This is a genomic window from Asaia bogorensis NBRC 16594, assembly GCF_001547995.1.
In the GTDB taxonomy this organism is placed as follows: Bacteria; Pseudomonadota; Alphaproteobacteria; order Acetobacterales; family Acetobacteraceae; genus Asaia; species Asaia bogorensis.
This window is the reverse complement of the sequence record NZ_AP014690.1, coordinates 77304-102175: the sequence shown is the minus strand read 5'-3', so window position 1 is coordinate 102175 and position 24872 is coordinate 77304. Positions and strand designations below refer to the sequence as shown.

At 58.1% G+C, this 24872-nt stretch carries 26 protein-coding genes; 12 read left to right on the top strand and 14 right to left on the bottom strand.

Features of this window, described 5'->3' with window-relative positions; translation table 11 throughout:
* Positions 1 to 2: 2 nt before the first annotated feature.
* On the bottom strand, positions 3 to 911 hold the full coding sequence (locus tag Asbog_RS00475; RefSeq protein WP_062163695.1) for a metal ABC transporter solute-binding protein, Zn/Mn family: 909 nt from the start codon (positions 909 to 911) through the stop codon (positions 3 to 5).
* Between the two features lie 90 nt (positions 912 to 1001).
* On the opposite strand from Asbog_RS00475, the gene Asbog_RS00470 reads away from it, so the two are divergent.
* The 4 genes from Asbog_RS00470 to Asbog_RS00455 are packed head-to-tail and all read left to right on the top strand — an operon-like array spanning position 1002 to position 4482.
* Entirely contained in the window at positions 1002 to 1502 is a 501-nt protein-coding gene (locus Asbog_RS00470) for a Fur family transcriptional regulator (protein WP_062163694.1), read from the top strand.
* 19 nt (positions 1503 to 1521) lie between these two features.
* Complete coding sequence (locus Asbog_RS00465; RefSeq protein ID WP_062163693.1) at positions 1522 to 2016, top strand: hypothetical protein; 495 nt, start codon at positions 1522 to 1524, stop codon at positions 2014 to 2016.
* Between the two features lie 33 nt (positions 2017 to 2049).
* A complete protein-coding gene (locus tag Asbog_RS00460; RefSeq protein ID WP_062163692.1) occupies positions 2050 to 3057 on the top strand; it encodes an asparaginase in 1008 nt (335 codons plus the stop codon).
* A 9-nt stretch (positions 3058 to 3066) separates the two neighbouring features.
* Positions 3067 to 4482, top strand: a complete 1416-nt coding sequence (locus Asbog_RS00455) for a sugar porter family MFS transporter (protein ID WP_062163691.1) — start codon at positions 3067 to 3069, stop codon at positions 4480 to 4482.
* A 171-nt stretch (positions 4483 to 4653) separates the two neighbouring features.
* On the opposite strand, the gene Asbog_RS00450 is transcribed toward Asbog_RS00455, so the two are convergent.
* On the bottom strand, positions 4654 to 5625 hold the full coding sequence (locus Asbog_RS00450; protein ID WP_197669050.1) for an AraC family transcriptional regulator: 972 nt from the start codon (positions 5623 to 5625) through the stop codon (positions 4654 to 4656).
* Positions 5626 to 5685: 60 nt separating this feature from the next.
* On the opposite strand from Asbog_RS00450, the gene Asbog_RS00445 reads away from it, so the two are divergent.
* Positions 5686 to 6804 (top strand): zinc-binding alcohol dehydrogenase family protein, encoded by a 1119-nt coding sequence (locus tag Asbog_RS00445; RefSeq protein WP_062163690.1) that lies wholly within the window; start codon positions 5686 to 5688, stop codon positions 6802 to 6804.
* A 327-nt stretch (positions 6805 to 7131) separates the two neighbouring features.
* Positions 7132 to 8481 carry an inorganic phosphate transporter gene (locus Asbog_RS00440; protein ID WP_062163689.1) on the top strand — a complete coding sequence of 450 codons (1350 nt, stop codon included), beginning with the start codon at positions 7132 to 7134 and terminating at the stop codon, positions 8479 to 8481.
* Between the two features lie 30 nt (positions 8482 to 8511).
* On the opposite strand, the gene Asbog_RS00435 is transcribed toward Asbog_RS00440, so the two are convergent.
* Positions 8512 to 9888 carry a glycosyltransferase 61 family protein gene (locus tag Asbog_RS00435; RefSeq protein WP_171840635.1) on the bottom strand — a complete coding sequence of 459 codons (1377 nt, stop codon included), beginning with the start codon at positions 9886 to 9888 and terminating at the stop codon, positions 8512 to 8514.
* A 299-nt stretch (positions 9889 to 10187) separates the two neighbouring features.
* Here Asbog_RS00435 and Asbog_RS00430 point away from each other — a divergent pair, with 299 nt between their 5' ends.
* The 3 genes from Asbog_RS00430 (at position 10188) to Asbog_RS00420 (ending at position 14068) form a co-directional block, all read left to right on the top strand.
* Entirely contained in the window at positions 10188 to 10952 is a 765-nt protein-coding gene (locus Asbog_RS00430; RefSeq protein ID WP_307723595.1) for an EAL domain-containing protein, read from the top strand.
* Between the two features lie 636 nt (positions 10953 to 11588).
* Entirely contained in the window at positions 11589 to 12737 is a 1149-nt protein-coding gene (locus Asbog_RS00425; protein ID WP_062163687.1) for a tetratricopeptide repeat protein, read from the top strand.
* 98 nt (positions 12738 to 12835) lie between these two features.
* On the top strand, positions 12836 to 14068 hold the full coding sequence (locus tag Asbog_RS00420) for an SGNH/GDSL hydrolase family protein (RefSeq protein WP_062163686.1): 1233 nt from the start codon (positions 12836 to 12838) through the stop codon (positions 14066 to 14068).
* A 391-nt stretch (positions 14069 to 14459) separates the two neighbouring features.
* Here Asbog_RS00420 and Asbog_RS00415 read toward each other — a convergent pair whose 3' ends face one another.
* The 5 genes from Asbog_RS00415 to Asbog_RS00395 form a co-directional block, all read right to left on the bottom strand.
* Positions 14460 to 15797, bottom strand: coding sequence for a C40 family peptidase (locus Asbog_RS00415; RefSeq protein ID WP_371861651.1), 1338 nt, complete (start codon positions 15795 to 15797; stop codon positions 14460 to 14462).
* Positions 15798 to 16033: 236 nt separating this feature from the next.
* On the bottom strand, positions 16034 to 16777 hold the full coding sequence (locus Asbog_RS00410) for a phage antirepressor KilAC domain-containing protein (RefSeq protein WP_062163685.1): 744 nt from the start codon (positions 16775 to 16777) through the stop codon (positions 16034 to 16036).
* Positions 16774 to 17202 carry a hypothetical protein gene (locus tag Asbog_RS00405; protein WP_062163684.1) on the bottom strand — a complete coding sequence of 143 codons (429 nt, stop codon included), beginning with the start codon at positions 17200 to 17202 and terminating at the stop codon, positions 16774 to 16776. Before Asbog_RS00405 ends, Asbog_RS00410 begins: the two co-directional genes overlap by 4 nt.
* A gap of 612 nt (positions 17203 to 17814) precedes the next feature.
* Positions 17815 to 18309 carry a lysozyme gene (locus tag Asbog_RS00400; protein WP_062163683.1) on the bottom strand — a complete coding sequence of 165 codons (495 nt, stop codon included), beginning with the start codon at positions 18307 to 18309 and terminating at the stop codon, positions 17815 to 17817.
* A gap of 120 nt (positions 18310 to 18429) precedes the next feature.
* On the bottom strand, positions 18430 to 18927 hold the full coding sequence (locus tag Asbog_RS00395; protein ID WP_062163682.1) for a phenylacetaldoxime dehydratase family protein: 498 nt from the start codon (positions 18925 to 18927) through the stop codon (positions 18430 to 18432).
* Positions 18928 to 18985: 58 nt separating this feature from the next.
* Here Asbog_RS00395 and Asbog_RS00390 point away from each other — a divergent pair, with 58 nt between their 5' ends.
* Entirely contained in the window at positions 18986 to 19537 is a 552-nt protein-coding gene (locus Asbog_RS00390) for a TetR/AcrR family transcriptional regulator (protein WP_062165598.1), read from the top strand.
* Between the two features lie 98 nt (positions 19538 to 19635).
* Here Asbog_RS00390 and Asbog_RS00385 read toward each other — a convergent pair whose 3' ends face one another.
* The gene (locus tag Asbog_RS00385; RefSeq protein ID WP_231944725.1) at positions 19636 to 20325 is read right to left on the bottom strand and encodes an oxidoreductase; all 690 of its coding nucleotides are present in this window, start codon (positions 20323 to 20325) and stop codon (positions 19636 to 19638) included.
* 190 nt (positions 20326 to 20515) lie between these two features.
* On the opposite strand from Asbog_RS00385, the gene Asbog_RS00380 reads away from it, so the two are divergent.
* Entirely contained in the window at positions 20516 to 21463 is a 948-nt protein-coding gene (locus Asbog_RS00380; protein ID WP_231944603.1) for an AraC family transcriptional regulator, read from the top strand.
* A gap of 55 nt (positions 21464 to 21518) precedes the next feature.
* On the opposite strand, the gene Asbog_RS00375 is transcribed toward Asbog_RS00380, so the two are convergent.
* Positions 21519 to 21875, bottom strand: a complete 357-nt coding sequence (locus Asbog_RS00375; RefSeq protein ID WP_062165597.1) for a hypothetical protein — start codon at positions 21873 to 21875, stop codon at positions 21519 to 21521.
* Between the two features lie 324 nt (positions 21876 to 22199).
* On the opposite strand from Asbog_RS00375, the gene Asbog_RS00370 reads away from it, so the two are divergent.
* The gene (locus Asbog_RS00370; protein ID WP_062163680.1) at positions 22200 to 22601 is read left to right on the top strand and encodes a winged helix-turn-helix transcriptional regulator; all 402 of its coding nucleotides are present in this window, start codon (positions 22200 to 22202) and stop codon (positions 22599 to 22601) included.
* Between the two features lie 39 nt (positions 22602 to 22640).
* Here the strand turns inward: Asbog_RS00370 and Asbog_RS00365 are convergent, their stop codons facing one another.
* From Asbog_RS00365 to Asbog_RS00350, 4 genes are read right to left on the bottom strand one after another with little or no spacing between them, the layout of a single operon-like run.
* Positions 22641 to 22928: a hypothetical protein gene (locus tag Asbog_RS00365; protein WP_062163679.1), complete on the bottom strand. Its 288-nt coding sequence runs from the start codon at positions 22926 to 22928 to the stop codon at positions 22641 to 22643.
* Positions 22921 to 23322, bottom strand: a complete 402-nt coding sequence (locus Asbog_RS00360; protein ID WP_062163678.1) for a hypothetical protein — start codon at positions 23320 to 23322, stop codon at positions 22921 to 22923. The genes Asbog_RS00365 and Asbog_RS00360 overlap by 8 nt, the downstream gene beginning before the upstream one ends.
* On the bottom strand, positions 23307 to 24029 hold the full coding sequence (locus tag Asbog_RS00355; protein WP_062163677.1) for a hypothetical protein: 723 nt from the start codon (positions 24027 to 24029) through the stop codon (positions 23307 to 23309). The genes Asbog_RS00360 and Asbog_RS00355 overlap by 16 nt, the downstream gene beginning before the upstream one ends.
* Positions 24029 to 24799 (bottom strand): hypothetical protein, encoded by a 771-nt coding sequence (locus Asbog_RS00350; RefSeq protein ID WP_062163676.1) that lies wholly within the window; start codon positions 24797 to 24799, stop codon positions 24029 to 24031. The genes Asbog_RS00355 and Asbog_RS00350 overlap by 1 nt, the downstream gene beginning before the upstream one ends.
* Positions 24800 to 24872: the final 73 nt, after the last annotated feature.

The following is a 24872-nucleotide window of genomic DNA, read 5'->3' as shown; positions in this document are numbered from 1 at the left end:
AATCAGTTACGAATGTCCAGCGCAGCTGCAAGCCGGTTGAGCCGCACGGTCATCCAGTCCTGCCACAGCAAAGGGGGGGCAGGAAATTCGTCAAAGGCCACGACAGCAATACCGGAGCGATGGGCCAGCGCGATCAGGCGTGAGATGGACGGCGTTTCGACCGCCGGGTTGATGACAAGCGCCTTGACGGCCTTCTGCTGGAGGGCCTCTTCCAGCCGCGCCACATCGCGCGGCGCAGGATCAACATGATTCATGACCGCCAGCGCAAAGTCCGGATCGATAATCTCCAGACCAAGCGCTGCAAAAAGAGGTCCCCCAACGGGCTCTGTAACAGCAATCTTCATGCCCTGCGTGCGGGGATGCAAGGTTTTCAGCCGGGCATTGAAGCCATCGAGCATCTGGTGAAACCGCGCCTGTGCGGCGGCAATATCGTCTGCCTTGTGGGGAAGCAGCGCAGCAAGGTCACGGGCAAGGGCATCCACCACCCGGCCGACAGCCTCGGGGTCATCGAAGAGATGCGGGTTGTCACCCGGCTTCAGCCCGGCAAGATCGAATGCCGATATGACACGACGCGCCGCATTGGGCTGGGCATCCAGCAGCGGGGTCATCCAGTCATCATAATGGCCACCCGTCATCACTACGAGACTGGATTGCGCCAGAGTAAGCGCCATATCAGGCGTGACCTGAAAATCATGCGGGTCGATGCGCGGTGAGGTCAGGACACTGGCAGGGCTGACAGAATCCCCCCCCAGCCCTGTGGCGAGATCGCACCAGAGCGCTTCGGCACAGAAAATCCGGGCCTTGGGCGGCTGCGTTGCGACCGGCGTACCGGCAGCAGACTGCGCCCGGCTGGTTCCGGCAAGGCCGTGCAGGGCGAGGACACAGAGCATGATGAGCAGAAGCTGGCGCAAAAAAGTCGCCTTTAGTTATATTATAACGACTGGGATACGCGATATAGAGGCGGAACTCTGGTCAGGACAAGCCGGAAAAGGAATTTCCAGATGCTCACCCTTACGGCAACGACAGATCAGCCCGCGTTTTCGGCAGACACACAGGCCCTTCTGGACCGTGCAGCGTCTTTCTGCGCGACGCGTGCCAGCCGCCTGACAGAAACCAGACGGCTGGTGCTCGGCCTTATTCTGGAAAGCAGCAAGCCGGTAGGTGCCTATGAGATACTCGACCATCTCAGGCAGTATCAGCGCAATGCCGCCCCACCCACTGTCTATCGGGCACTCGACTTCCTGCTCGCGCAAGGGCTGATCCATCGTATCGAGCGCATGAGCGCCTTCATTGGCTGCGCGCATCGTCTGGAGTGTCATCATGGTCACGGGTGCGGCCATCGCGCCCAATTTCTGATCTGCAGTGGCTGCGGCATGGTGAGCGAGGTGGAGGATAGCGAGATCTCCCACGCCATTGCGCGTGCGGCCGCAAAGATCGGGTTCAGGCCGCACCAGTCCACGGTCGAGATCGAAGGGCTGTGCGCAACGTGTCAGAAAGGCTGATCGGTCAAAGCCGCTTCTGATGGCCTCCTCGGGAAAGCTCCCCTTCACCGATGGCGAAAGCCGCTCGCGCCCTGCCGCTCGCCACTCACGCAGGACGCCACCCGGCCTGGTGTCCCCTGACAGCACCCAGCCCGACCTTTTCGATTATGTATCGCCCTTCAGACGCACCCGTCTCGACCCCGAGGAGGCTCCCCTTCTGCTGGTCACGACAAGGGCCTTTTCCGACCGGGAAAAAGACGATGGCTGGCTTTACTGCCTGACGAGCGCTGAAGCTGGCGAGGCATTGCTTCTGGACGGGCTTCCCCTCAATGCACGCCATCCCCTCCTGCTATGCGCCCGCCCCGCCGTGCTGGCGCTGCTGATCGACCACGCGCAAACAGAAGATGGGGTGCAGGTTGTTCTTCTGCGTGTGCGCCAGGCCCATGTCGCACCGTGGCTCGAAAATGACCCCGACATGAGTGCGCGTCTGGGCGCATCCTGCTATCTGCTGTCGAGACAGATACCGCTCGGCTGAGCCCGGGCCCTTCCAGCTTTCAAGGAAACCGTCATGGACGATATCGCTATCGCCGAAGTCACACGCGGCGGCCGCGTTGAATCACGTCACCTCGGGCGCATCGCTGTCATGGACGATGCCGGTCGCGTCGTTCATGGTCTGGGTGCCATCGACAAACCCGTCTTTCCACGCTCGACGGTCAAGGCCCTGCTGGCCCTGCCGCTTGTCGCTACGGGCGCGGCCGATCGTCTTGGCCTGACTGACGCCGAGCTTGCTCTGGCCTGTGCCTCGCATAATGGCGAGCCCCGCCATGCCGAGACGGCGGCTGCCATGCTAAGCAAGGCGGGTCAGGGTCTGACCTGTCTGGAATGTGGGGCGCACTGGCCCACCTATGACAAGGCAGCACAGGCGCTTGCCGCCTCGGGCGGCGTGCCAAATGCGCTGCACAACAACTGCTCTGGCAAACATGCCGGGCTGATCTGCCTCGCCATTGACCAGTCTCTCGACCCGAAGGGCTATATCGATCCGTCCCACGCGGCGCAGCGTCAGGTAACCGAGGCGCTCGTCATGGCGACCTCGATCCCGCATAATGACGAAAACCGCGGGCTGGATGGGTGTTCCATGCCAACCTACGCCGTTCCTCTGGCGGCACTGGCCACGGGTTTTGCCCGATTTGGCACAGGCAAAAATTTTTCACAAAGCGATGCGTCGGCAGCGTCACGCCTGCGTTCAGCAGTCGCGTCCAATCCCTTCATGGTGGCAGGGAGCGGACGTTTCGATACGACATTGATGACGCATTTCGGTAACCGAATCTTCTGCAAGATGGGTGCAGAAGGGGTCATGGTCGCGTCTCTACCCGAGCTGGGGCTGGGAATTGCGATCAAGACCGATGACGGGGCAAACCGGGCAGCCGAAGTGGCGCTTGCCGCCCTTCTGCTCGACCTGAAGGACGCGCACTGGTCTGACCAGGACCGCGAAGTGCTCGCCGGATTGTCGCATCAGGTCATGAGAAACTGGAATGGACGAGAAGTCGGCACACTGCGTGCCGCCGGTAAAGGATAAGACCTAAAGATGGCGATAGATACAGATGCCGGAAACTCAGATGGCGTGCTGGCGTCGGTTTTCGATGCAACCAAGTTCAAGATCATCGTAATCGGGGTATTGGCCGCGCTTGCGGGTTTGATGTCAGGTCTTGATATCGGCGTGGTGGCCGGTGCGCTCGATTTCTTCGCCAAGCAGTTCAATGCCTCAACCTTTGCCCAGGAATGGGTGGTGAGTTCCATGATGGCGGGTGCTGCCGTAGGCGCGCTTGCCGCGGGCTGGATGTCTCACGCGCTCGGCCGCAAGCGCTCACTTATCGCGGGTGCGTCGATTTTTGTCATCGGCTCCATCGGTTGTGCGCTGAGCTGGTCCATTCCCTCCATGATCACCTTTCGCGTGATCATGGGGCTAGCCGTCGGCATTTCGGCTTTCACTGCGCCGCTCTACCTGTCGGAAATCGCCAGTGAGGCAACACGCGGTGCAATGGTATCGACCTATCAGCTGATGGTGACAGTCGGTATTTTCCTCGCCTTCCTGTCCAACACCTATTTCTCCTATAGCGGCAACTGGCGCTGGATGTTCGGTGTGGCTGCCATTCCGGCTGGTCTCTTCCTGATCGGGGTGCTCTTCCTGCCCTACAGCCCGCGCTGGCTGATCATGCAGGGACGTCACAAGGAAGCGCGGGAAGTGCTGCTCTCCCTGCGTGAAGACCCGCTTGAGGCTGCGAAGGAAATCAAGGCTATTCGCGAGCAGCTTGAAATCAAGCAGCACGGCTTCGAACTGCTCAAGACGAACTCGAATTTCCGTCGCTCGATCGCACTCGGCATCATGCTGCAGGCCATGCAGCAGCTCGCCGGCATCAATATCATCATGTATTACGCGCCGAAAATCCTCTCGAGCGCCGGATTCGATGCGACGTCGCAGATGTGGTGCACGGCCATCATCGGTCTGGTGAACATGCTCGCGACGTTCATCGCGGTTGGTCTCGTCGATAAATGGGGCCGCAAGCCCATTCTCTATATCGGCTTTTCCGTCATGGCGCTGGGTATGGCTGCGCTTGCCGTGCTGCTCAACACCGACATGTCCGGTGAGACATCGAAATTCATCGCCATTTTCCTGCTGCTGCTGTTCTGCACGGGTTTTGCGATGTCAGCGGGCCCGCTCATGTGGGTGCTCTGCTCCGAAATCCAGCCGATGCAGGGGCGTAATCTGGGTATCTCGCTTTCGACACTCACCAACTGGATTACCAACATGGTGGTGGGTGCGAGCTTCCTGACGCTCATGAACACGTTCGGCACCTCAGGCACGTTCTGGCTGTTCGCCGGACTCAATGCCTTCTTCATCGTGCTTACCTTCGCCTTTGTGCCCGAGACGAAGGGTATGTCGCTTGAAGTGATCGAAAAGCGCCTGATGAGCGGCGAGAAGCTGCGCAGACTCGGACGCTGAATTTCCCACCGGGGGGCCACCATGCCCCCCGGCAGTTCATGGGCCCAACCGTGCCCTCAAGGCCCGAGGCAGTGTCTTTCCCTCGGCCATGTGACCCGCTCCTGATCGGTTTAACGTGGACCTTCCACGTTCCCATGCAGAGCCGGATGCGCCTTTCTCACCTTCAGATAGTTATCGGCCCCCTTTCGGGCGTCCCGTCCCCGAATCCTGACCATAGGCACGGGGCGATTGGCCCATTGCCCGCTTGAACGCTGCGCCAAACGCACTCTCAGATTCATAGCCAACCGAAAGAGCCACTTCACCCAGTGTGAGAGGCGAATGCTGGATTCGATCCGCTGCGAGCATCATGCGCCAGCGGGTCAGATAAGCGATGGGCGTTTCACCCGTAACGCGCCGGAAATACGCGGCAAAGCTTGCTCGGGACATGCCCGCCACACCGGCGAGTTCGCGCAGCGTCCAGCGCCGGGCGACATCTGCATGCATGGCGCCAAGCGCTCGGCTCATGGCCGGAACAGCCAACGCTGCGAGCCACCCCTGTCGCGCCGCGCCTTCTTCGAGATGAGCGCGCAAGGCTTCCACCAGAAGCGCCTGAGCCAGATGACTGGCAAGAAGCGCACTACCCGGGCGCGGTGTCCCCAGCTCGCGCATAAGGCGCCGTATACCATCGCGAAGCACAGCCTTGGTGGCATCAGCATGGATATGCAAAAGCGGTGGCACGGCGTCGAGCAGGCTATCGAGCGCCACCCCTTCGAACCCGAAAAATCCACCGATACCCCGACAGGCCTCGCCCCCATTGAGTGTTGCCAGCGCACCCGGCGGCACACTTGTCAGAAGGGCTATGGCATCGACAGGATCGACCGCCGCAGACGAAAATAGAAAGACCTCCCGCCTTGCAGCCATCAGCACGAGATCACCCTCCTGCAGGCGCACAGGCGCTTCATCTCCCGCGAAGCGGAACCAGCAGCTTCCCGCCTCGATTGCAAAGCAGCGCAGTCCCTCTGCTGCCGGGAAGGAGAGCGCCCAGTCGCCCCCGGCTGCCAGACCACGAAAGCCATAGCCACCCGGGCGCATCAGCGTGAGGATATCGGAGAGAGGGTCCATCAGTCTCAGACGATCGCGACGAGAATACCGACCATCGAGCATGGAGGGTCCATATCGATTACGCCTAGATCATGGTCAGCGCTATCAGAAAGGACGCACCTCATGGTTGAACACGCTGCCCTGTGGCTGCCCGCCAGACGTCGTGGGCTGATTGTGGGTCCTGCGCCCACTGTTGCGCCGGGCCCGGGCGAGATCGTGATTCGCGCCCATGCGGTCGCGGTCAATCCATTCGATCGCTACATCCAGACAATGGGCGACGTGATAACGTCCTATCTGACCTACCCCGCTGTGCCGGGTACCGATGTGGCTGGCGAGGTTCTCGCGATTGGCGCAGGCGTGACGCGCTTCGCCCCGGGGGATCGCGTAGTCGGGCAGGCCGCAGGGCTTGAAAAAAGCCGCAACCGGGCTGCCGAAGGGGCTTTTCAGGAGAAGGTCCTGCTGCTCGCGCATATGACCGCGCCCATACCGGCGCACCTCTCCTATGAACAGGCGGCCGTCCTTCCTCTGGGGCTATCCACAGCAGCATGCGGCATGTACCAGAAGGACTTCCTTGGCCTCGCTGCACCGCAGATCAACCCGGTCCCGACCGGAGAGACCCTGCTCGTCTGGGGTGGTTCGACCAGCGTAGGCAGCAACGCCATACAGCTTGCCCGTGCATCGGGTTATGAGGTCATCACCACATGCAGCCCTCATAATTTCGGCTATGTCCGGTCGCTCGGTGCAAGCGAGGCGTTCGATTATAACAGCCCCGACGTCAAACGCACGATTATCGGGGCGTTGCGTGGGCGAAAGATGGCCGGTGCCATCGCAATCGGCCAGGGATCGGCGCAGGCCTGTATGGAGATCCTTGCCCAAAGCACAGGTCGGCGCTTCGTAGCTCAAGCCACACCGCCTACATCGTTCGACAGTGTTCCAGCCGGAAAGGGACGATGGCGCAAATTGGTGCCTTCCGTCGCCAGAATGATCATGGGCAATCTTGCCCTGACGCTTCGATCCTACCGCCTTGGGGCTGCCACCAGGATAATCTGGGCCGGCTCTCTTATCCACAACGACGTCGGGCCGATGATTTACGAGACTTACCTGCCCAAAGCGCTCGCACAGGATGCTTATAGAGCCATGCCGCCCGCCTATGTTGTCGGGCATGGTCTTGGCCACGTTCCAGAAGCCATGGAACAACAGCGCCGTGGTGTCTCTGCGCGCAAGCTCGTGGTGACCTTGTGAGACAGCGCCCGGATATCGCTCGACCGAAAAGCCATCTCATCCCCTTGAAAGCTGCAAACCAGATTCAGACGGCCAACAGAACAAGAGAAACCTTCGCATAATATCCCCCTCGCTGGCCGGAGAGACATGACCCGGAATGGGCGCAGGCGGAGGCAGGAGATCCTCTGCGGCTGCGCTGCCTGGTGGAGGACAGGCTGGAACTCTGGCGAGATCGCGTCCCTCTTCCCTGCAATCATGAAGTTTCAGAGAAACCCTGCGTCAAAGTCTTTCACAAACGTCAACGCTGACAGAGATTGGGAGCATCCTGCTGCAAGGGCTTCCTGATCGATGCTTCACTTTGCTCCTTCCTCCACGGGATCGCTGATCATGCTCGCGATCTGCTTCCTGCTTGTCTGTCTCTTCGAATTTGCCAATGGCTTTCATGATACGGCCAACGCGGTTGCAACGGTGATCTATACCAACTCGCTCAAGCCCCGTGTGGCTGTTATCTGGTCGGGACTCATGAACCTGCTGGGTGTGCTGCTGGGCGGCATTGCCGTGGCGTATGCGCTGGTCGAGCTGCTCCCGCCCGATGTGCTGACACCCCCCAATGGCAACCCGGCGGTGCCGATGCTGGTGGCGCTTTTCGGCACGGCTCTGGCCTGGAATCTCTGCACCTGGTGGTTCGGGATTCCAAACTCATCCTCGCATTGCACGATCGGGGCGCTGATCGGCATCGCTATCGGCGATTCATTTCTGCATGCGCGGGATTTGGGTCATAGCGTCGATTGGGGGCAGATCTGGAAGGTCCTGCGTGCGCTTGCCATCTCGCCTCTGCTCGGCTTTTTTCTGGCCGGGATGCTCTATCTGCTCATTCGCTTCGCTGTGCGGATGCCAGCCCTTTTCACCCCCCCAAAACCCGATGAGAGCCCAAACCCGATTGTCCGGGCGCTGTTGATCCTGACCTGCACTTCCGTCAGCTTCTCGCATGGCAGCAATGATGGGCAAAAGAGCATCGGGCTTATCATGCTGACAATCATCGGCCTGATGCCCGCCACTTATGCCATGAACCCGGATCATCCGACCGACCGGGCAGCTCTGGCCCAGATGGCGCAGGAGGCAAGGCCCCTGATCGCCCAATATGACCGCTACAGCTTCAAGCCGGACGCACTGGCCTCCATCGACCGCCTGGAGATGGTTACCACACCTGCAACACCGGCCCAGATCCGCGGCGACGTTTATGAAATTCTCTCGGGACTGCGGGATGTCAGTGCCAATCCGGCCTCCTCGTCGCAGGAGAAACAGACGAGCACCCGACTTGCCAGGGCGCTTCGCCCGACTGTCGAATATGCGCCTTACTGGGTCCGTGTGCTCAGCGCCCTGTGTCTTGGTGTCGGCACGATGGTGGGGTACCGCCGCATCGTCAAGACGCTGGGAGAGGGCATAGGCAAGCAGCATCTGACCCCCGCGCAGGGGGCTGCCTCCGAACTTGTCGGCGCTGGCCTCATTGCCTCAGCGGGCTATACCGGATTGCCGGTTTCAACCACGCATATCATCACCTCAGGCGTGGCAGGCACGATGGTTGCCGCCGGATCGGGCATCAATATGCGTATGCTCGCGAAAATCGCCCTGGCGTGGCTGCTGACCCTGCCCGTCACAATCACGGTTTCGGCCTGCGCCTTTTACCTTTTGAACTGACTGCGTGACCAGGTACCGGCCCGAATGGGATCAGGGCACAAACAGCGTGAATTGCTCCCATCCGTCTGGCACAAGACGATCGCAGCAGACACGCCCATCGGGCAAGGCGCACAGGAAGCGCCCGGTGGCATGGTTTTTCAGGGCGACCCTGTCATGTGCAATGCGCTGGTAGCGAAAGAAGACAACCGCACCCTGCTGCGTGTTCTGTTCCACTGACAGACAATCCCCCGTCGACGTCGTCAGGGCTGCCCAGCCGTGATCGTCCAGACTGACGAGCACCTTCTCGATACGCGCTCCGCCGCCGGATCCATGCCGCAGCAACCCTGTCTGCCGGTCAATCTGAAGGCAGGTGTCATGAGCCGTACGCAAGGCGCGATCCGGCATGCGGTCAACCCTGACCGGGGGATCCTCATCTTTCACCTGAGCCCATGCACCTTGCTGCACCAGATCGCAGAAATGGCGCGCGACCCTTGGGGGATCGGTGAGGCGGTAGATTGCAGGCTCTCCAATAACAAATTTTTCCGTCCTGATACCGGGGGTCTGGGCATAGGCCATCCTGGCACGATTGACCTTGTCCATGAGCACGTAGTTGGAAGACACCAGCCCATCGCAGCACAGGGCAACTCCGATGGGTCGAGCGCAGAAAATGCTGTTGTGAAAAGCCGACCCGACAAATCCTGCTGTCGGACGATGGGATGAGAACAGCCCGATCTGCTGCCTGATCGACAAGGCCTCCGGTGAGATCACCATAAAGCCTGCATGGTGAAGCCGGGTCGCAACCTGATCTTCGCCCAGGATGACACGCATCTGGCTCTGGAACCCCGAGCGTGTGAGGTAGAGCGGAGCCGAGTCTGTTATTTGCTCGCCATAGCGTTCCCCAAGGTCATTACAGAACCGCGCAAACGCATGATGGGCAAAGTGATTTTCCTCAAAAGCTGAACCGGCAACGACGACAGCGCGCAGGCGCGTGGGCCGGTCGAACACCACAAAGTCGTCGCGGCACAAACCGAGGAGGTCGAAAAGCTCCCTTATCCACGTAAGAGAGAAGAGTTCTTCAAGCGATTTCTCGGCATGGACCAGTATCCGCAACCCTTGGTAACTCTGCCGCCCAAGCCAGTAACGCGGCAGAGTTTCGGTGAGGAAATGACCAAAATGGTTGGTGATATTGCCACCATAGAAATAGAGCAGGTCGGGTGCTGTGGGGAAGGCCGATGAGGGGCTGACACAGCAGCTCTGACTTTGCCCCAAACTGGCATTGGGCCAGCCACGGCGTGGACCAGCGGTCTGGATCAAACGTCCGTAGGGATCATAAAGTCCGAATTCGGCATCGTAATGCCCCGGGATACGGGGGATATAGAGCGTGTCGTAGCGGGTTTCGACAGGGGGATCCCGATCGAACACCTTCATTCCCGCATCCATACAGACTGCATTCTCGTACATAAGGAAATTATATTTATAAAATTACTATTGTTAAATCTCATTATAGAAAAAATTACCTATTTACATACCGAATAGAGAGATTTTCTATTTTTATGGCGCCGAAATCCTGATCACGCCTCGCCTGGCCAAATCAACGGTTGCGCCCAGCCCATTCCCTTCTTGTCGGCTGTCACAAAAATAATCGCTTTGCCTGACTCAGAATCACCAACTTGTGAGCACCACTCGCGTTCGGGATGGCGCGAAGTCGATGCGGGAGGGGTAGCGCGATGATGGCATCATTCTGGGGTGGTCGAAAACGCAAGGCATGCGTTGGCTGCAGCGATGGCACGGGCTTTGATGTTCCCATCACCATGGCCTTCCAGCCAATTGTCGATCTCTCAACCCGGCAGATCTTTGCTTACGAGGCTCTGGTTCGTGGGAAGAATGGTGCCAGTGCGCATGAAATTCTGTCACGCGTTACGCCTGAAAACCGCTACGCCTTCGACCAGACATGCCGGGTGACAGCCATCACCCTCGCTTCAGAACTTGGACTGGCTGAGCAGGGAGCGCTCCTCTCCATCAACTTCCTGCCCAATGCCGTCTATGATCCGACGACCTGTATCGGCGCGACGCTTGAAGCGGCGGAGCGCGTCAATTTTCCAACCGATCGCATCCTGTTCGAGTTCTGCGAAAACGAAACGCTGGATACAGAGCATCTTCTGCACATTCTCCAGACCTATGATCGCATGGGCTTCAAGACAGCCATTGACGATTTTGGTGCTGGCTATGCCGGATTGAGCCTGCTTTCGCGCTTCCAGCCGGACTACGTGAAGCTCGATATGGGCCTGTCACGTTCCATCGATACCACCCCGGTCAAGCAGGTCATGATGCGCCATACCATCGCCATGCTGGAAGGGCTCAACGTCACGCCGATCTGCGAGGGTGTCGAAACCCCTGAGGAAGCCAAGGTCCTGTCGGATCTCGGTATTTCGCTTCAACAAGGCTATATCTACGCCAAACCGGCCCTGGCCGAGTTGCCGATGCTGCACTGAACGGTGCTGACCCGCGTCACATCCCCATGACAGCAACCGGTCGGAAGAATTGCGTTACACGCTGCCGTATCAACCCTGCTGGCATATGGCGTAGGTTGTGCTTGTTCCTCAGGAGAGCTGTCGTTTCCGTCCAAGCATAACGACCCGTTCCGCGCTGGGAACACGGAAACGGACCCCCAGACCGTATGACGCCCCGAGCCGTGCCGACGGGGCGCGGATCGCATCACGATGCTCAATCTAGTGGCTCGGTCGAAACCCCTGAACTCCACGATTACTTTGGTCGGTCCGCTTCCACAGGACACCTCCGATGCTCAAGGCTATGTCATGTGTCGCTGATCGCGTGTCATCAAGTCGAAATACGAGGATAACAGGAATCGACCGAAGATATCATTGAGGCCCGGAAAATAAGGATGTTGATCACGAAGTCAGGATTTAACGACATGTTCTTTGAGTACTCCAGGTAACCTGGCCCTCATCAACCACCGTGATCTCAGTACATGATCGTGACATGATGCCGTCACCATAAGTCAGATTATTAACATCGTATTGATTACGGTCCATCCTACCGGGTTGTTATATCGAGCGGGCAAAATGCGATGATTTTGCGATAAACCTGCCTCACGGATCGGCTCTGAAATGCCCCTCATTTATTCTGACGAACACATTCAGGTCTTTTTCCGACCCGGCCAGAGCGACGTCACCTATATCTTTTTTTCCGAACTTACCTTCCAGGCAAACGGTCGCAATTTCTGGGGGGAACATCTTGCCGAACGGCTTGATCTGAACTGTGTGGCCTTCGTCGCAACTGGCCCGCAATGGTATCCTGAGAAATCCATGCGGCGGGCAATCGCTGCTGCCATGCCGTTCCTCGTCGACCGTTTCACTCTTTCATATGCCGCAAGCATGGGCGCCTATGCAGCCCTGCGCTATGCAGAACTGCTGGATGCCAACATTACTCTCGCAGTGGCGCCTCAGTGGTCGATCGACCCTGCCAAGGCCCCATATGAGCCTCGTTTCACCCGCTACTTCGCCCCCCATCTTCACGGAGCGATGGAGATACGGTCCAATTCCGGCTATTCGACGCTCAGGAACAAGATCTACCTCGTATCCGATCCAGTCGATCCGCCTGATTACGCTCACACCCAAGCCATAATGGCGGCCCTGCCTCACGCAGAACTCATACCGGTTCATTATATCGGTCACCCCGCAATTTTCGCATTTTCCGGATCGGCGACGATGTCAAAGATCTTCGCTGCGATGATTGATGGAAATCATCATGACGTACGCACCGTTCTGCGACGTCAGAAGAAAGACAAGTTGCCTTACCTGCTTGGCCTGCTCTCGGCCCTTATCATCAGGCAGCATCCGCGTTGGGTCAAAAGCCTGATCGGCCGCCTTCAGGCCGAGGGCGTCAATGTACCGTCGCATATGTACGAGCTGGCCCTTGACGCGAAAGCCATGGGCGATCACGAGAAAGTCGTCGCAATCTGCAAGGAGATCGTGCGGATACATCCCGAACATATCGAAGCCTACCACCGTATTGCGGAGGCTTCGAGGAAGACAGGGAGTGTCTCTCAAGGCGTTTCATACCTGCAGCGCGCAATCGCCCTGTTCCCCAAGGAGTGCCATCTATATGGACATATGGGAATCGCCTTGCAGGAAGCGGGACAGTATCACGAGGCCATCAACGCGTTCGACAAAGCCTTGTCGCTCAACGCGGATCTGGCGGATCTGGTGGCTCGAAGAGAACGCTGCGTGGCGGAAGTATCGCCCTGTTGCGTATAACTTCAGCTACGCTCCTTCCGGCTGGAATACTGGCTGCGTTCCTGGCCGCACCAATAAGCTGGGCTCAGGAAGGGGAGGCAAGGATCTCCCATCATGCAATGATGATTGGGAGCAATGTCCGCAATGCTTCCGGACCGGGTCAATACTCCTATCAGGCAGATTATTCTGTCCCGACCAGTTTCGAGACGATGCGTCTCATCCTGGTCAATACAGCGTTGAGCCCGCAAAAGCTGGAAGGCATCATCGTTGCACCAAGCCTATCGATAACGGACATGACAAACCCGGAGGGCGGCGCATGGACCGTGGTAACAGTAGCCGGCTCCCGCACCCCCATATTGGCAGCAGCTACCAACCCGTCACTGCCTTCCTATACGCTCAGTGATGAGATCAACCTTCATTCCCTGCCGAGGTCAGATGGGAAAACGGGTAGCCTCGTTTTCACAAGAGTCGTCACCGCTCAAGACGCCTATAGCGTAGCCTATCTCGTCGGGTCAGCACCCAATGGAAGTATCAACATACAGACCTTCAAGTCGGCCTTTCCCAGCGAGACTGCTGAATGGGGTTTCGCCAAGGGGGATTTCGTCAACAGCAACAGGCTCGCAATGAGGCCGGACAACACAACCCGGGATATGGCCCTCTTCTATGTTGGCGGCGTCGTTTACGGAAGCCACACGAAGAGCCGAACATTGATGGGCGTTGGCGACAGCCTGACACAGGGCTTCGCCACTGCAACCGGCTATGATGGATTTGGTCGCGTTGCGGCTTCGGTTCTGACGACCGCAGGCCATCCAACATCCTATGTCGATGCTTCCTGGGCCGGGCAAACAACCGGAGAGTTCCTTGCACGCGCCTATACGCTACTCGGTGCGGGCATACGACCTGACTACATCACCATCCCGATTGACAGCCCCAATGACTATGACGAAAGATCCGGTCAGTTGAGTGGGCGCTCCGGAGCCCAGACCCCCATGATGCAACATATCTCGGCCTTTGCTCTGGCTGGGTATGCACGCTCGCTGGGTGTCTTTCCCATCATGATTCCACCACTCCCTCTTGGCATGAAGGGACAATGGGATGCGCCGGAGCGATTCGATCCAAAAGGATTCACGCCCAGAAGCGCTGGCCCGAAAAACGTTTGGTTCAATGCTCCGGCACTGATCTGTTCATGCGAGCCCGCCGCGTCGATGATACCGGAAATACCTGTCGATCAGCTCGCTCATGACAGCGCGCATTATTCAGACGCATTGCAGCAACGACTGGGGAAGGCACTGGCAGCGCTTATCGCTTATCTTGACGCGAACAAGTCAGGCACCGTTTCCGGAGTGCATTAGAAGGTCGCCCGCTTCGGGCGTATTGGAGCTCGCCACCAGGGGAACACTACCCCTGCCTGTCGAAATGGCGTTGCAAAGAAGGCAGAACATCGAACGATGCCTTCGTCTCGCAGGCGAGCACAGACGCAGTCGGATAAACCGCGCAGAGATCATCTGTTGTTCGGGTGCATCGTGAGAGTCATGGTGCCGGGTGAGGGATTTGAACCCCCGACCTTCGGTTTACAAAACCTGTTCGTTTTTCCAACAAGTCATTGATATAATTACGATAACACCTGAGACTTGCGATGATTTATCCGGCTTTCTATCCGGGTAGGTGCCACGGTTCTATAACCGGCCCATATACCAAGATGGCGAAAGACCCCCAGATCGAGGATCTTTCGCATCGCCATGGCTACTCGATAAAGCCGACCTCAAATTTTGCCTTGCCGGCAAGCGACTGCAGGTTGGTGTTTTCCGGGTAGGACTTCATGAGCGGGAAGAATACCGACCCGCCGATGATACTACGGCCGTCAGCGTCTTTAGGACGCAAGCCCCAGACATCCTGATACGTCATCGGCACGGTTTGGCCGTTCACGGTAGTATTCCCGATATACATCATGATGTGACCGGGAATGTGAATGAGCGTGGTGAACGGCTTGCCGTTTTTAACGAGATAATCGAGCCGCGCCTCCACATCTTCCTTGCCAAGATCGACGGTGCGGCTTGTCGCCTGGATCTGTGCCAGCGAGTTGCGCGGCATGAGGATGCCAAAGGGTATGAGCAGGCTACGCAGCTCCGCCGAGCAGTCGTTGTAGAAGTTATAATTGCCCCAACCATAGGGACGGCTGACGAGCGAGCGCACAAGCATGGCAATATTGGCGCGATTCATCGCTAGCGGCATTGGCGCAAAGGCTTGATCCTGGTCTGCATACCAGGCGATCTGCGCATGTCCTGTGGCATCGCTCACTGGGATAGCCACCTCGGTCACGCCAGATTTGGCACTCCTGAACGGCAGAATCGTACCGATGCGGACCGTGAAATGAAAAACGTTATCGTCAAAAATCGAGACGGGCTGACGGGTCGCTGCACCGAGATGTGCTGACGCCATTTTGACCCAGCTATTCACGAACGGCTCACGTGCCTGGGCGATATCCTCATAATGCACCCAGCCTGTGACATCCGGCGAGACAACATATCTCCAGCGATGATCGCGGCTGACGGTCAGTGTGTAGACCGGCGTGCCAGGCCGCACAGACGACATCTGAAGATTATCGAACGGATAGCCCTCGCCTGCCTTGCGCGGGTCGTTATAGGCGGGGTCATCTGTCGGAAGCACCCGCACGAGGGTTTCCCGCAGAGCGATACCGCGATTGGCAGCGTGATAGCCGTTATCGATGTCTACCGCGGCGTTATCGCGCACGGCATTTTTCCACGCGTCATCGTGAATTCTGAAGTTCTGCCCCCAGGACTGACGCGCCGCACCCAGATAAGCATTGATGCCCCAGTCGCGCGTGCTCTCCACGCCGGCTGCGAGCAGCTTGCCCACAAAAACAGGGTTCCAAGGGGAATGACCGTCATCACCCATACCGAAATATTGTGATTTCAGCGCCGCGAAATAACGCTGCTGGGTTGCTGCGTCGATAATGGCCGCAGTCGGGTCTGCGCCGGCCAGGATCCATTGATCGACCAACTGCGAGTAGTTTGTAAGAGGGAAAACGGATTTGGTTGGGTCGATATAGTCTGGGCTCAACCTCGCCGTGTCCTGGGGTGAACGATCTGGCCCGCTCTGACAGGCAGCGAGGACGAGAGGTATAATAAGGAAAGACGAACGTAATATATGGGTTGAAACTCTATTTCTCACGGCGTTCCCTTTTATTCATGAAGAATATAGTTTGACTATATATGAAAATTAAAAAATGTAACTCACGATATTTTTATCATTGATACCGCCCATTCCTTTAATACGTGCACATCTACGGCGCACGCTCACGCCACGCTATGCAGCCGCTCAGGCATCAGCTTTTCCAGTCTGGCGAGGCCCTTCGCGGTGATACGCACCTGCTCTGTCACCTTTTCCGAGCCGTCGGGACGGGTAACGGTGGTGATCTTGTGGTCCAGATCGCCATTGGAGGTGTGGGCCTGATAGCCCAGCCAGTGATCGGCGCCGGGGCGGCGGTAGATCCAGCCATTATGCGCCAGCCAGTCGAACAGAGCCTTGGGGCGCATATGGAGGTTCTTGGCGGCGGCGGTGATGCACAGACTGCCCTCGGCATTCACCAGCCGATCGTACACCTCCGCTTTGGGCAATGTTTCCGCCAGCGCGGCTTTCTGCCGGGCTACCGTGGCCTGCAACACGGCCAAAGCGCGGGCGGCGAGGGCCTCGGGTGTTTCCTCCGGGGCAGCTGTCATGTAGCCACCGGTCTTGCGTATGGCGGGCAGGACTTCCTCGAACACCCAGCGCTCGAAGCGTTCGGCCTCGGGGCGCTTGCTGCGGACGATCAGCCGCAGCACATCGGGCTCAGACAGAACGCGGACATCCTGTACTCCGCCCTCGGTCGAAAGGGGGTAGCGTTTCGTTACCCCCTTGCAGTGGTCGGTCATCGCCTTGCTTGGGTTGGCGTAGCCCAGCCGCTCGGCCACGTCCCTGCCGACAAAGAACGGCTTGCCGCCGATCGTCACCACACGGATTTCCCTGCCCTCGAAGCTGAGGGGGATAAGCATCTCATTCATAAGGCATTCCTTTGTGCGAAGAAGGCGGCGTCTTGGATGAAACTGAGGAGGAGACGGATTTCCGGGCTGCGCTCGTCCACCTCAAACGCGTGGAAATAGGAGGGGAGATACAGCTGAATGAGGCATGCTTTGGCCCCGAGCCCCGTGGGCGTGACGGCCCGGATCTCGGCCAGGTCATCCAGCTGACTGTCAAACTCGTCCATGAGAGCGAGGTATTCCTCGTCGGAAGACTTGTGCGCTCGATCATTCATGACCCGATGCGTTTCGATAGCGCGAGCGATATGCCCCAGTAGCGTGGCATCGGCTTCGCCTAGTACCTGCGCAGCTGGAATGAATGCGGCGATTGAGCCGAGAAGAGGCACAACAGCAAGTTGAGAGAGAACAGCACGTCGAGACGTGCTAGGAGAGGCATCAGCCTGTGGCATGGGGAGTGATCCCTGCTGGAGGTTAGTTCGGGCCTGAGGCTGCAATCCCCAGGTCCGAACACTCAACTTACACACCTTACTCAACCGCGCAACATATCTTACACACTTTGCGCATATGATGTTTTACGCTATCGCTCGAATATGAATGATGAGAAGCAAGATCAGCGTATCCAGCTTGTCGCCTCGAAGAGTTTTATATCTTCGGTGGACGAATGGCGGCGTCTGCAGCCAGATCTTCCGTCAAGATCGGAAGCGATACGTCGCCTGACCATATTGGGGCTTGAAACAAATCATGCGTCCCCTCCCGCGAACTGAACGCAGCGAAGCCTAAGAACCTTTCCGGCTATCATCTGCATTCGCGGCGTGTCTTCCGTTCATCCCGATGCAGTTCACCAGGCGATAGACAATCAACCATCTCGATCCTGCAGCAGGGCGTGGCCAGAATCGGGCGATTACCGCGCAAAGCGAGACGAGAAACGTCCCAACCAATGTCATATCGGCCGAGATCTCGGCCGATATGAATGGGAGAATGGACGCGTAAAGGCTTTGCCAATCTAGTGTCATGGCAGTGTGTCTCCATATTCGATTGTGGGAGAGAAGAGAGACGGTCAGTCAGACCGTAAACGGTACACCCGCAATTGGGCGGCCCTGATAAACAGAAAGCTCGATACGGCGACGGCGCTGAAGGCCAGGCAGCACGATAAGGCGGCCATTCACCGTGGCTTTGTCCCAGCGTAAAAGCTGTTGTCCCGCCGCCGCGTAGAGGCCCCTGTTCAGAAGCGAGACAAGCGTAGAGCTACGCATGGCGGCACTGCCCACATTGAACTGCCACGACAGAAGCGCCCCCTCCTGCCACGGAGCCAGCGGGACATGCACCGCTTCGAGCAGTGTCTTGCTCAGCCCGGCCAGCGTTTTGCCTGCAAGATCGAGCGCCTCGGTTTCTGTAACGGGTTTCGTGACAGCCGTGACGGGTGAGCCATCACCGAGGAAGCGATTGCCAATCCCGATGGTCCAATACCCGGCCGGGCAGAGATAGGGCGCAAGACGCAGCCCCTCGATATCCTCCCGACGCAGAAGCGCCAGAGCGATTTCCAATGAAGCGATCATCGATCATGTCTCCAGAACGAAAAAAGCCGCCCGGGTTGGGGCGGCTTGGGTCAAGATCATCGTCGGCTGTTGCGGTCAGCCGAACATATTCAGGTCGATATTAGGGATACCAGAGCGCATTCATTGCACTGGTTCAGGCGCGTGCTGCGTTGGTGCGTTTGCAGCGCCCCCTTGAATCCTCGACCGAGCCGACGCGAAAGGCCCCGTTGGGCTTCTCTCAGGGGCGAAACGCTGCAAGCCAACAGGTTGATCCATCCCGACGTATACGGCCTCGATACCGCCACGGGCGTGATAGGTTTCATGCCAAAAACCCGCACCCGCCGTCATCTCTCGTATACGGCGCCACCAGTCGGCATGCGGTTCGCTGCGCGTAAAACGCTCGAGCGCATCCATATCGCGCCAGTATTGACGAAAGCCGATATGCGTCAAACTGAACCTCAGGCCCTCGTCAGCAAGCAGGCCATCTGGGCGATCACGAGCGATTTGCGCTAATCCCTGCCCGATCCGTCGCATGGCAAGCAGGCTGCGCCAGCTCCGCATCCGAAAACCGAGCATGATCATCACGAGATCGGGATACGCAGAAAGGTCGACGGATTGGCGGTTGATTGCGGCTTGCATGATGCAGCTCCATGGAGTTTACAATGTAAGCGTATTGAATTTGGTGTACATTGTAAACATGAATGATTCCGTTTCCAGCGATCTGCGGACACGCCTTGTCGCCGCAGCTTTGGCGTCTCTCGAGCGAGGAGAAGCGGTGGGGCTACGCGCCGTTGCTCGCGAAGCAGGTGTGTCAGCCATGGCGCCCTACCGACATTTTCGAGACAAAGAGGCTCTTCTGGCCGCTGTAGCCGTGCATGGTTTCGAGATGCTTCGCGAAGTATTGCTGTCCGCAGACCAGCAGCCGGATGCCCAAAGGGCCCTGCTTGCACAGGGCGAGGCCTATGTCGCTTTTGCCCGGAATCAGCCTAAGCTTTTTCGCCTGATGTTTGCCGGACATGATGGCGGGCCACCACCTGTTGAAGACAATGCATATGGCGTCATGGTCCGGCGGGTCCAGCAAGTCGCACCTGATAACCTGGAGGCCGCGACACTCGCGTGCTGGGCCGCTGTTCACGGCCTCGCCACGCTGGCTCTCGATGGAGGATTATCGGCTGCTGGATCGCCCTGCGAACGTGCGGCCATTATGCTGGTGATCAGAGGGTTGTGTAAGGATGGTGCTGATGGATGAGGAGGAATGGGGAGCGTAATACCCGACCGCTTTCACACTCCCCTCGAACATCTGGCTAATCGAACCAGCCTGCTGACAGTCGCCGCTTCGCAGAAATATCAGCCGTCTGTCGACCGGGTTAATTCCTCCCATTCTGCAATCTCTGCCTTCAAATGTGAGATCCGTTCCCGAACCAATCGTAGAGCATCGCTGCCCAAGAGGAGTTGCGGTGGAGGAGCGTCCGACGCAACGAGTTCGAGCACAGCGGCGGCCAGTTTATGTGGATCGCCCATCTGTTTGCCGTCCTTTTCGTGTCGCGCCGCACGGATCGGATCGAACAGAGCATCGTAATCCGCTATTGATCGATGAGTCCGGACCATCGAACGCCCAGCCCAGTCTGTACGGAATGATCCTGGGCACAGCGCCGTAACATGAACGCCGAAGGGTGCCATTTCGGCTCGCATCACTTCCGAAATGCCCTGCAAAGCGAATTTGCTACCACAGTAGGACGCCAGGCCAGGCATCGTGATCAAACCACCCATCGATGTCACGTTCACGATAAACCCGTTACGTCGTTCACGAAAAAGCGGCAGAAAGGCTTTGGCGACAGCAACGGCCCCAAAGACATTTACGTCGAACTGACGGCGCATTTCTCCAAGAAAAGACTCCTCCAAAATACCTTCATGTCCATAGCCGGCATTATTGATGAGCACATCGACAGGACCGTAATCTTGCTCTGCCTGTGCGACGATGTCAGGAATACGATCAAAGGCGGTAACGTCACACAGGACCGAGCGTGCATCCGGCAGGCGCTCCAGTAAAGACGCTCTCGCGCTTTGCGACCGGACCGTACCAATTACCCCATGCCTGCTTCGAGGGCGGCCTGGGCAATCGCCAATCCAAAACCTGAATTGGCACCGGTGATAAAAAAATTTCGCTTTGGCATGGCTTCGCTCGACTGAAGTGGGTTCACGCCTTGACCGATAATATTATATCAGCGTGACTTCGATTGCATTTCCTCCAGTTTTCTTGCCCGATCCTATGAATTTGCCATCCCTACCCTCTCCTCTTGTCGAGCTGGCCGCTGACCTTGCACCGCGCCTCGGCTACAACGACACACCCTTTCCGGGTATTCGAATCCTGCGTTCGGATACTAATCTTGAAGATGTTCCGGTCCTTTATCGTCCCGGTGCAGTCTTTGTATTACAGGGGGCCAAACAGGGCTTTTTCAACGATCAGGTCTACCTCTATGACACTGACCATTACCTCGCGATTTCGATCCCGGTTCCATTTAGAATGGCATCACAAGCCAATCCCGAACATCCGCTTCTTGCCGTATATCTTGATTTCGACTTGCATCTCGCCGCGGAAATAGCGCAAGCGCTGGTTGGACAGATCGGTCGTAACGAGAGAGTGCGGGCACAAAGCCTGATTTCAAGCCGGATGACGCCTTCCATTGCGAATGTGCTCCAACGTTTGCTTCACGCTCTGCATCATCCGCAGGAGTTTGCCATTCTCGGCCCGGGGTTGCTGCGTGAGCTGCATTACCGTGTGCTGATCGGCCCGCAGGGTGAAGCCCTGATGGCAGCGCTGCGCGGTAATGACATGGCAGACAGGATCGTGCCCAGCCTGACGCTTATCCGCGAACGTTACGCTGAAAGATTGTCCGTAGCAGAGCTTGCGACAGCAGCCGGTATGAGCGGCTCCTCTTATCACGCCGACTTCAAGTCTCTCACTGGCATAACCCCAATCCAATACATCAAAGCTTTACGGCTTCACGAAGCGCGACTGATGGTGGCACGGCGTCAGGGATCGATCGCCATGATCGCGACCCAAGTCGGTTACGTCAGCCCTGCCCAATTCAGCAGGGACTTCAAACGTCACTTCCATCGCAGCCCGACAGAAGAAGCCAGATGGATGCGGAGACATCTAGGAGAGCCTGTCTGAATTTGAGGGATAAACCCGGCCGCGATGACGTAGTGGTCCGATCATCTTCTCTTGTCTATCCGCCTACAGGCTCGTCTCTACTCAAGTGGTGTACGATCAGGGCGATCGGCAAGCCGAACAAAAACAGATGAACGAGTAAGGCCGCTAGAGGGGGCATCGATGTTACGCCCGCGGGCACCGCAAAACGGCTATGCGGCAAGATGATCAATCCCATGACCAGAAACACGCCGAAGCCAAAAGCCGGCCCGGCAAGCCACGGCATCCGGTTAAGAAACGGAAGACGCGCAACTGCGAGCGCAAAGATGATGGCTGGGATGACCGAGACAAGAAAATGCAAAGCGGTGCCGATAAAAAATCCAGGCGCGCCGTCATAGGCAGCCAGTCCCATGACGCTGCTGGCTGCAAGCTGCATTTCAGGGATCACCCCCACCCCACGTGCCTTCTGGAGAATCAGGACAGGAATTAGACCTACGGCACCCGTGACTAGGCCGGCAATCAAACCGGTCCGGAGCGGATTGGCATGACCGGGCACCGGTCGTGCCCTTAACTGCGAATCATAAGGAACGTTCACAAATTATCTCCTAATCATTCTTGCATCAGCGTCCCCGGGGATTGACCACGACGGTTTCCAGTGGGGATGCGTCTTTATAGAAATTCGGTTTCCAAAGGTAATCTGATATCTCTTAGTTATTGGGGTTTTTGAGTTACCAGTTGGAAACCAGCGGGAGATGGAACGATGGTTCTGAAAGTGCGCACCACAGTCAAAGCACTGCCAGGATGCCCAATGTCGCAATGCATGTCTTTGCTTAGCGGCCTGTGGAGCCCGGAGATCATCTGGTCACTTAGTACGGGAGCCCGCCGGTTTTCCGAACTGCGCCGGAATATTCCCGGTATCTCGGCTAAGGTCCTTACAGGCCGGTTACGTGACCTCGAACAACGTGGTGTCCTCGCGCGCAGCGTGATTGCCACGTCACCCCCGACGGTTGAATACGAACTAACGGCACTTGGCGAGGAGCTGTTGCCGGCGATCCGGTCAATCGTGGAGGTCGGAACACGGCTGATCTTACGCGATCGTGAGCAATCTGTAGGTGATGTCGCCGCTAGGGGACTAGCCATACCTGACGCTGTTGACGAATAGCAATATATGGCTGCGCCATGACGTCAGCTTCAAGTCGGCCTATCGCCCGCTCGTCTCGGCCTTGCTAGTCTTTATTGTCTCCCTTTTACCCAGCGCTTCTCGCAACAGAACATTCTGCGTTCGCAACTCTTGGATCAGCTCGAGATTAACCTTCTCCCTTGCCTCCAGATTATCCACGCGGGCATTCAGTCGGTCGATCTCCTCCTGCTGCGACGCAATCGTGGCTCTCGAACTCGACGCGCCGAAGCCGATCAGCCAGCGGATGGTGAAAAGCAGCCCGCCGATCACCGCAACCCACCAGGGCTGCGGGGTAAGGTTCTCAGGCATTGCCCATTCTCCCCAGCGCTGCCCGGATATTGAGGAGGGCAAGCGCGCCATAGGCCGCGATCGCAGGCACAAGCGCGTTCGGGGCGATCAGTCCGAAAGCGATGAATGCCCAGGCCGTGAAAGCCGCGATCGCCGAAGCGCGACGCAGGGCGGGATGATTGCACACCGCCCCCACGATCTGCGCACCGCCCGTCAGCCAGGCAAGCAAGGCATAAACCAGCGTTGGATGATCGGCGCGGGGCAGAATGGCGAGAAGCTGCCCTATGCCAGGCCATGTCACATCCGTCCGCGGTAGCGCCAGAAGCAGACAGGCCCAAAGAGCAAGCGCCGCACCCAGGCAGAACTCCTGCATCCGCATGGTGTTATCCTCCTGTTCGTTCAGACCGAAAGCCATGTGAGGGCGGCATCGGACAGGGCCGGCGTGAAAGTGAAATCCTGACGACTCTTCTTCAGCGTCACGATCGTGATCACCGCCCGGACCGTTTCACCCTGATCGAGATTGACGGCCATAGCGTTGACGATGATGGGCATAGGTCCATTGCGGTCGACGCGCAGGCGCCTTTGCTCCGCCGTGTAAGGCGCGGCCGATCCATCCGACCTCAGACGGTACAAGCTGCAGACGATCTGCAGGAATCCCCAGTCGGTCGCCGTAACGCCGCCCCAGTCCTTGAGCTGGATTATGCCGGCAAACTCAGCTTTCAGCGTGATACCGCTGACCCGGATATCCTGGCTGAAAAAATCCCGGCGCTGATCGTCCAGTTCGGCACCGGGGATCGATACGCGCCCCTGCGTGGCAGGCGGGGTGATGGCTTCAACGGGAATGTCGGAATAGACATAGACCAGCCCGGTGAAGTTGAGCCGATCCTGACGGTCGAACGTGTTGCCCAGCACCTGATCGCGCGAGATCATGGCAGGCTGGCCATGCGTCAGTCGACCAATGCCCCATTCGGCCTTCGTGCCGTCATCGGCGAAGTAGTAAACCTCGCCATCCTCAAAAACACCACTCCAGCCGCGTCGACCAGGGGGCGCTCCGCTCAGGGCAAAGGGGCCTGTGCCGGGGTTGTTGGACCGCTCGAGCACGAACGGGGCGAATTTCGGCATCAGAGGCGCTCCTTGATGGTCATCGATGTTGCCAGCCGATCGGCAGCGCCTGCCGGGCAGGTGATGTCGCCCGGTGTGAGGCGCCCGAAGATCATCGCGCTGTTGCGATCGGCGGCAGAGAGATCGGGTACGAAAAGGATGTTTCGTCCGGTCGCAGCCGTGCTCTCGATGCTGCGGATCATCGTCAGCTCGGCGATGCCCAGAGACTGGTGATCGATCGCGATTGCGCGTTGGCGATAGCGCAGGGTGGGATATTCCACCCCCGAGAGGCTGATGGCCTCGTCGATGGTGGCCTGCTGGCTCTCATTGCCCTGCCAGCTCATATTGCGCTCGGGCTGCCAGAGCGGCCCGAGATAGGCGAGCGGGAAAGATAGGAAGCCGTCAGGATTGTCCTGATCGCTGATCGAGATATCGAGCTGCGTGATTGTCTGGTCGTTCGGAAACACAACGAGGAACTGGCCCGAGACGGTTTGCGTCTGCTGGCCGCCCGAAGCGTAAACGACACCCGCCCCGTTGCGGGCAACGAGGGAATATCGCGCTCCCGCCGTGAGATTGGTACGGTGAAACGAAAAGCCCCGGCACAGGATGGGCCGGGGCAGGTGCGCGATGAGATAGGCTTCCTTTCCCGGCACGCGCCAGGCGGTCGAAGGTGCCCCCTGATCGTTTTGCAGATTGCTCAGGGGCAGCTCCGCCACCTGGGCATTGCCCTCCAGCCGCGCCTCCATGAGCGCGTTCTCTGCGCCGAACGCGCAGGTCCAGGCCTCGGCCATGGCCGTATCTCCCTGTATTCAAAGAGTAGATTTATTTGTGGATAATTCAGCGCTTAATCATGCCGATATATAC

Excerpts from the sequence above, each read along its gene's own strand:
- Asbog_RS00390 (WP_062165598.1), top strand. The coding sequence starts at position 18,986 with ATGAATGATTCCGTTTCCAGCGATCTGCGGACACGCCTTGTCGCCGCA.
- Asbog_RS00410 (WP_062163685.1), bottom strand. The coding sequence starts at position 16,777 with ATGAATGAGATGCTTATCCCCCTCAGCTTCGAGGGCAGGGAAATCCGT.
- Asbog_RS00445 (WP_062163690.1), top strand. The coding sequence starts at position 5,686 with ATGGTTGAACACGCTGCCCTGTGGCTGCCCGCCAGACGTCGTGGGCTG.
- Asbog_RS00450 (WP_197669050.1), bottom strand. The coding sequence starts at position 5,625 with ATGCTCGATGGTCGGTATTCTCGTCGCGATCGTCTGAGACTGATGGAC.
- Asbog_RS00435 (WP_171840635.1), bottom strand. The coding sequence starts at position 9,888 with ATGAAGGTGTTCGATCGGGATCCCCCTGTCGAAACCCGCTACGACACG.
- Asbog_RS00365 (WP_062163679.1), bottom strand. The coding sequence starts at position 22,928 with ATGCCTGAGAACCTTACCCCGCAGCCCTGGTGGGTTGCGGTGATCGGC.
- Asbog_RS00370 (WP_062163680.1), top strand. The coding sequence starts at position 22,200 with ATGGTTCTGAAAGTGCGCACCACAGTCAAAGCACTGCCAGGATGCCCA.
- Asbog_RS00360 (WP_062163678.1), bottom strand. The coding sequence starts at position 23,322 with ATGGCTTTCGGTCTGAACGAACAGGAGGATAACACCATGCGGATGCAG.
- Asbog_RS00400 (WP_062163683.1), bottom strand. The coding sequence starts at position 18,309 with ATGATCGCTTCATTGGAAATCGCTCTGGCGCTTCTGCGTCGGGAGGAT.
- Asbog_RS00455 (WP_062163691.1), top strand. The coding sequence starts at position 3,067 with ATGGCGATAGATACAGATGCCGGAAACTCAGATGGCGTGCTGGCGTCG.
- Asbog_RS00350 (WP_062163676.1), bottom strand. The coding sequence starts at position 24,799 with ATGGCCGAGGCCTGGACCTGCGCGTTCGGCGCAGAGAACGCGCTCATG.
- Asbog_RS00470 (WP_062163694.1), top strand. The coding sequence starts at position 1,002 with ATGCTCACCCTTACGGCAACGACAGATCAGCCCGCGTTTTCGGCAGAC.
- Asbog_RS00465 (WP_062163693.1), top strand. The coding sequence starts at position 1,522 with ATGGCCTCCTCGGGAAAGCTCCCCTTCACCGATGGCGAAAGCCGCTCG.
- Asbog_RS00430 (WP_307723595.1), top strand. The coding sequence starts at position 10,188 with ATGATGGCATCATTCTGGGGTGGTCGAAAACGCAAGGCATGCGTTGGC.
- Asbog_RS00405 (WP_062163684.1), bottom strand. The coding sequence starts at position 17,202 with ATGCCACAGGCTGATGCCTCTCCTAGCACGTCTCGACGTGCTGTTCTC.
- Asbog_RS00395 (WP_062163682.1), bottom strand. The coding sequence starts at position 18,927 with ATGCAAGCCGCAATCAACCGCCAATCCGTCGACCTTTCTGCGTATCCC.
- Asbog_RS00440 (WP_062163689.1), top strand. The coding sequence starts at position 7,132 with ATGCTTCACTTTGCTCCTTCCTCCACGGGATCGCTGATCATGCTCGCG.
- Asbog_RS00460 (WP_062163692.1), top strand. The coding sequence starts at position 2,050 with ATGGACGATATCGCTATCGCCGAAGTCACACGCGGCGGCCGCGTTGAA.
- Asbog_RS00355 (WP_062163677.1), bottom strand. The coding sequence starts at position 24,029 with ATGCCGAAATTCGCCCCGTTCGTGCTCGAGCGGTCCAACAACCCCGGC.
- Asbog_RS00420 (WP_062163686.1), top strand. The coding sequence starts at position 12,836 with ATGATGATTGGGAGCAATGTCCGCAATGCTTCCGGACCGGGTCAATAC.
- Asbog_RS00375 (WP_062165597.1), bottom strand. The coding sequence starts at position 21,875 with ATGCAGCTTGCAGCCAGCAGCGTCATGGGACTGGCTGCCTATGACGGC.
- Asbog_RS00425 (WP_062163687.1), top strand. The coding sequence starts at position 11,589 with ATGCCCCTCATTTATTCTGACGAACACATTCAGGTCTTTTTCCGACCC.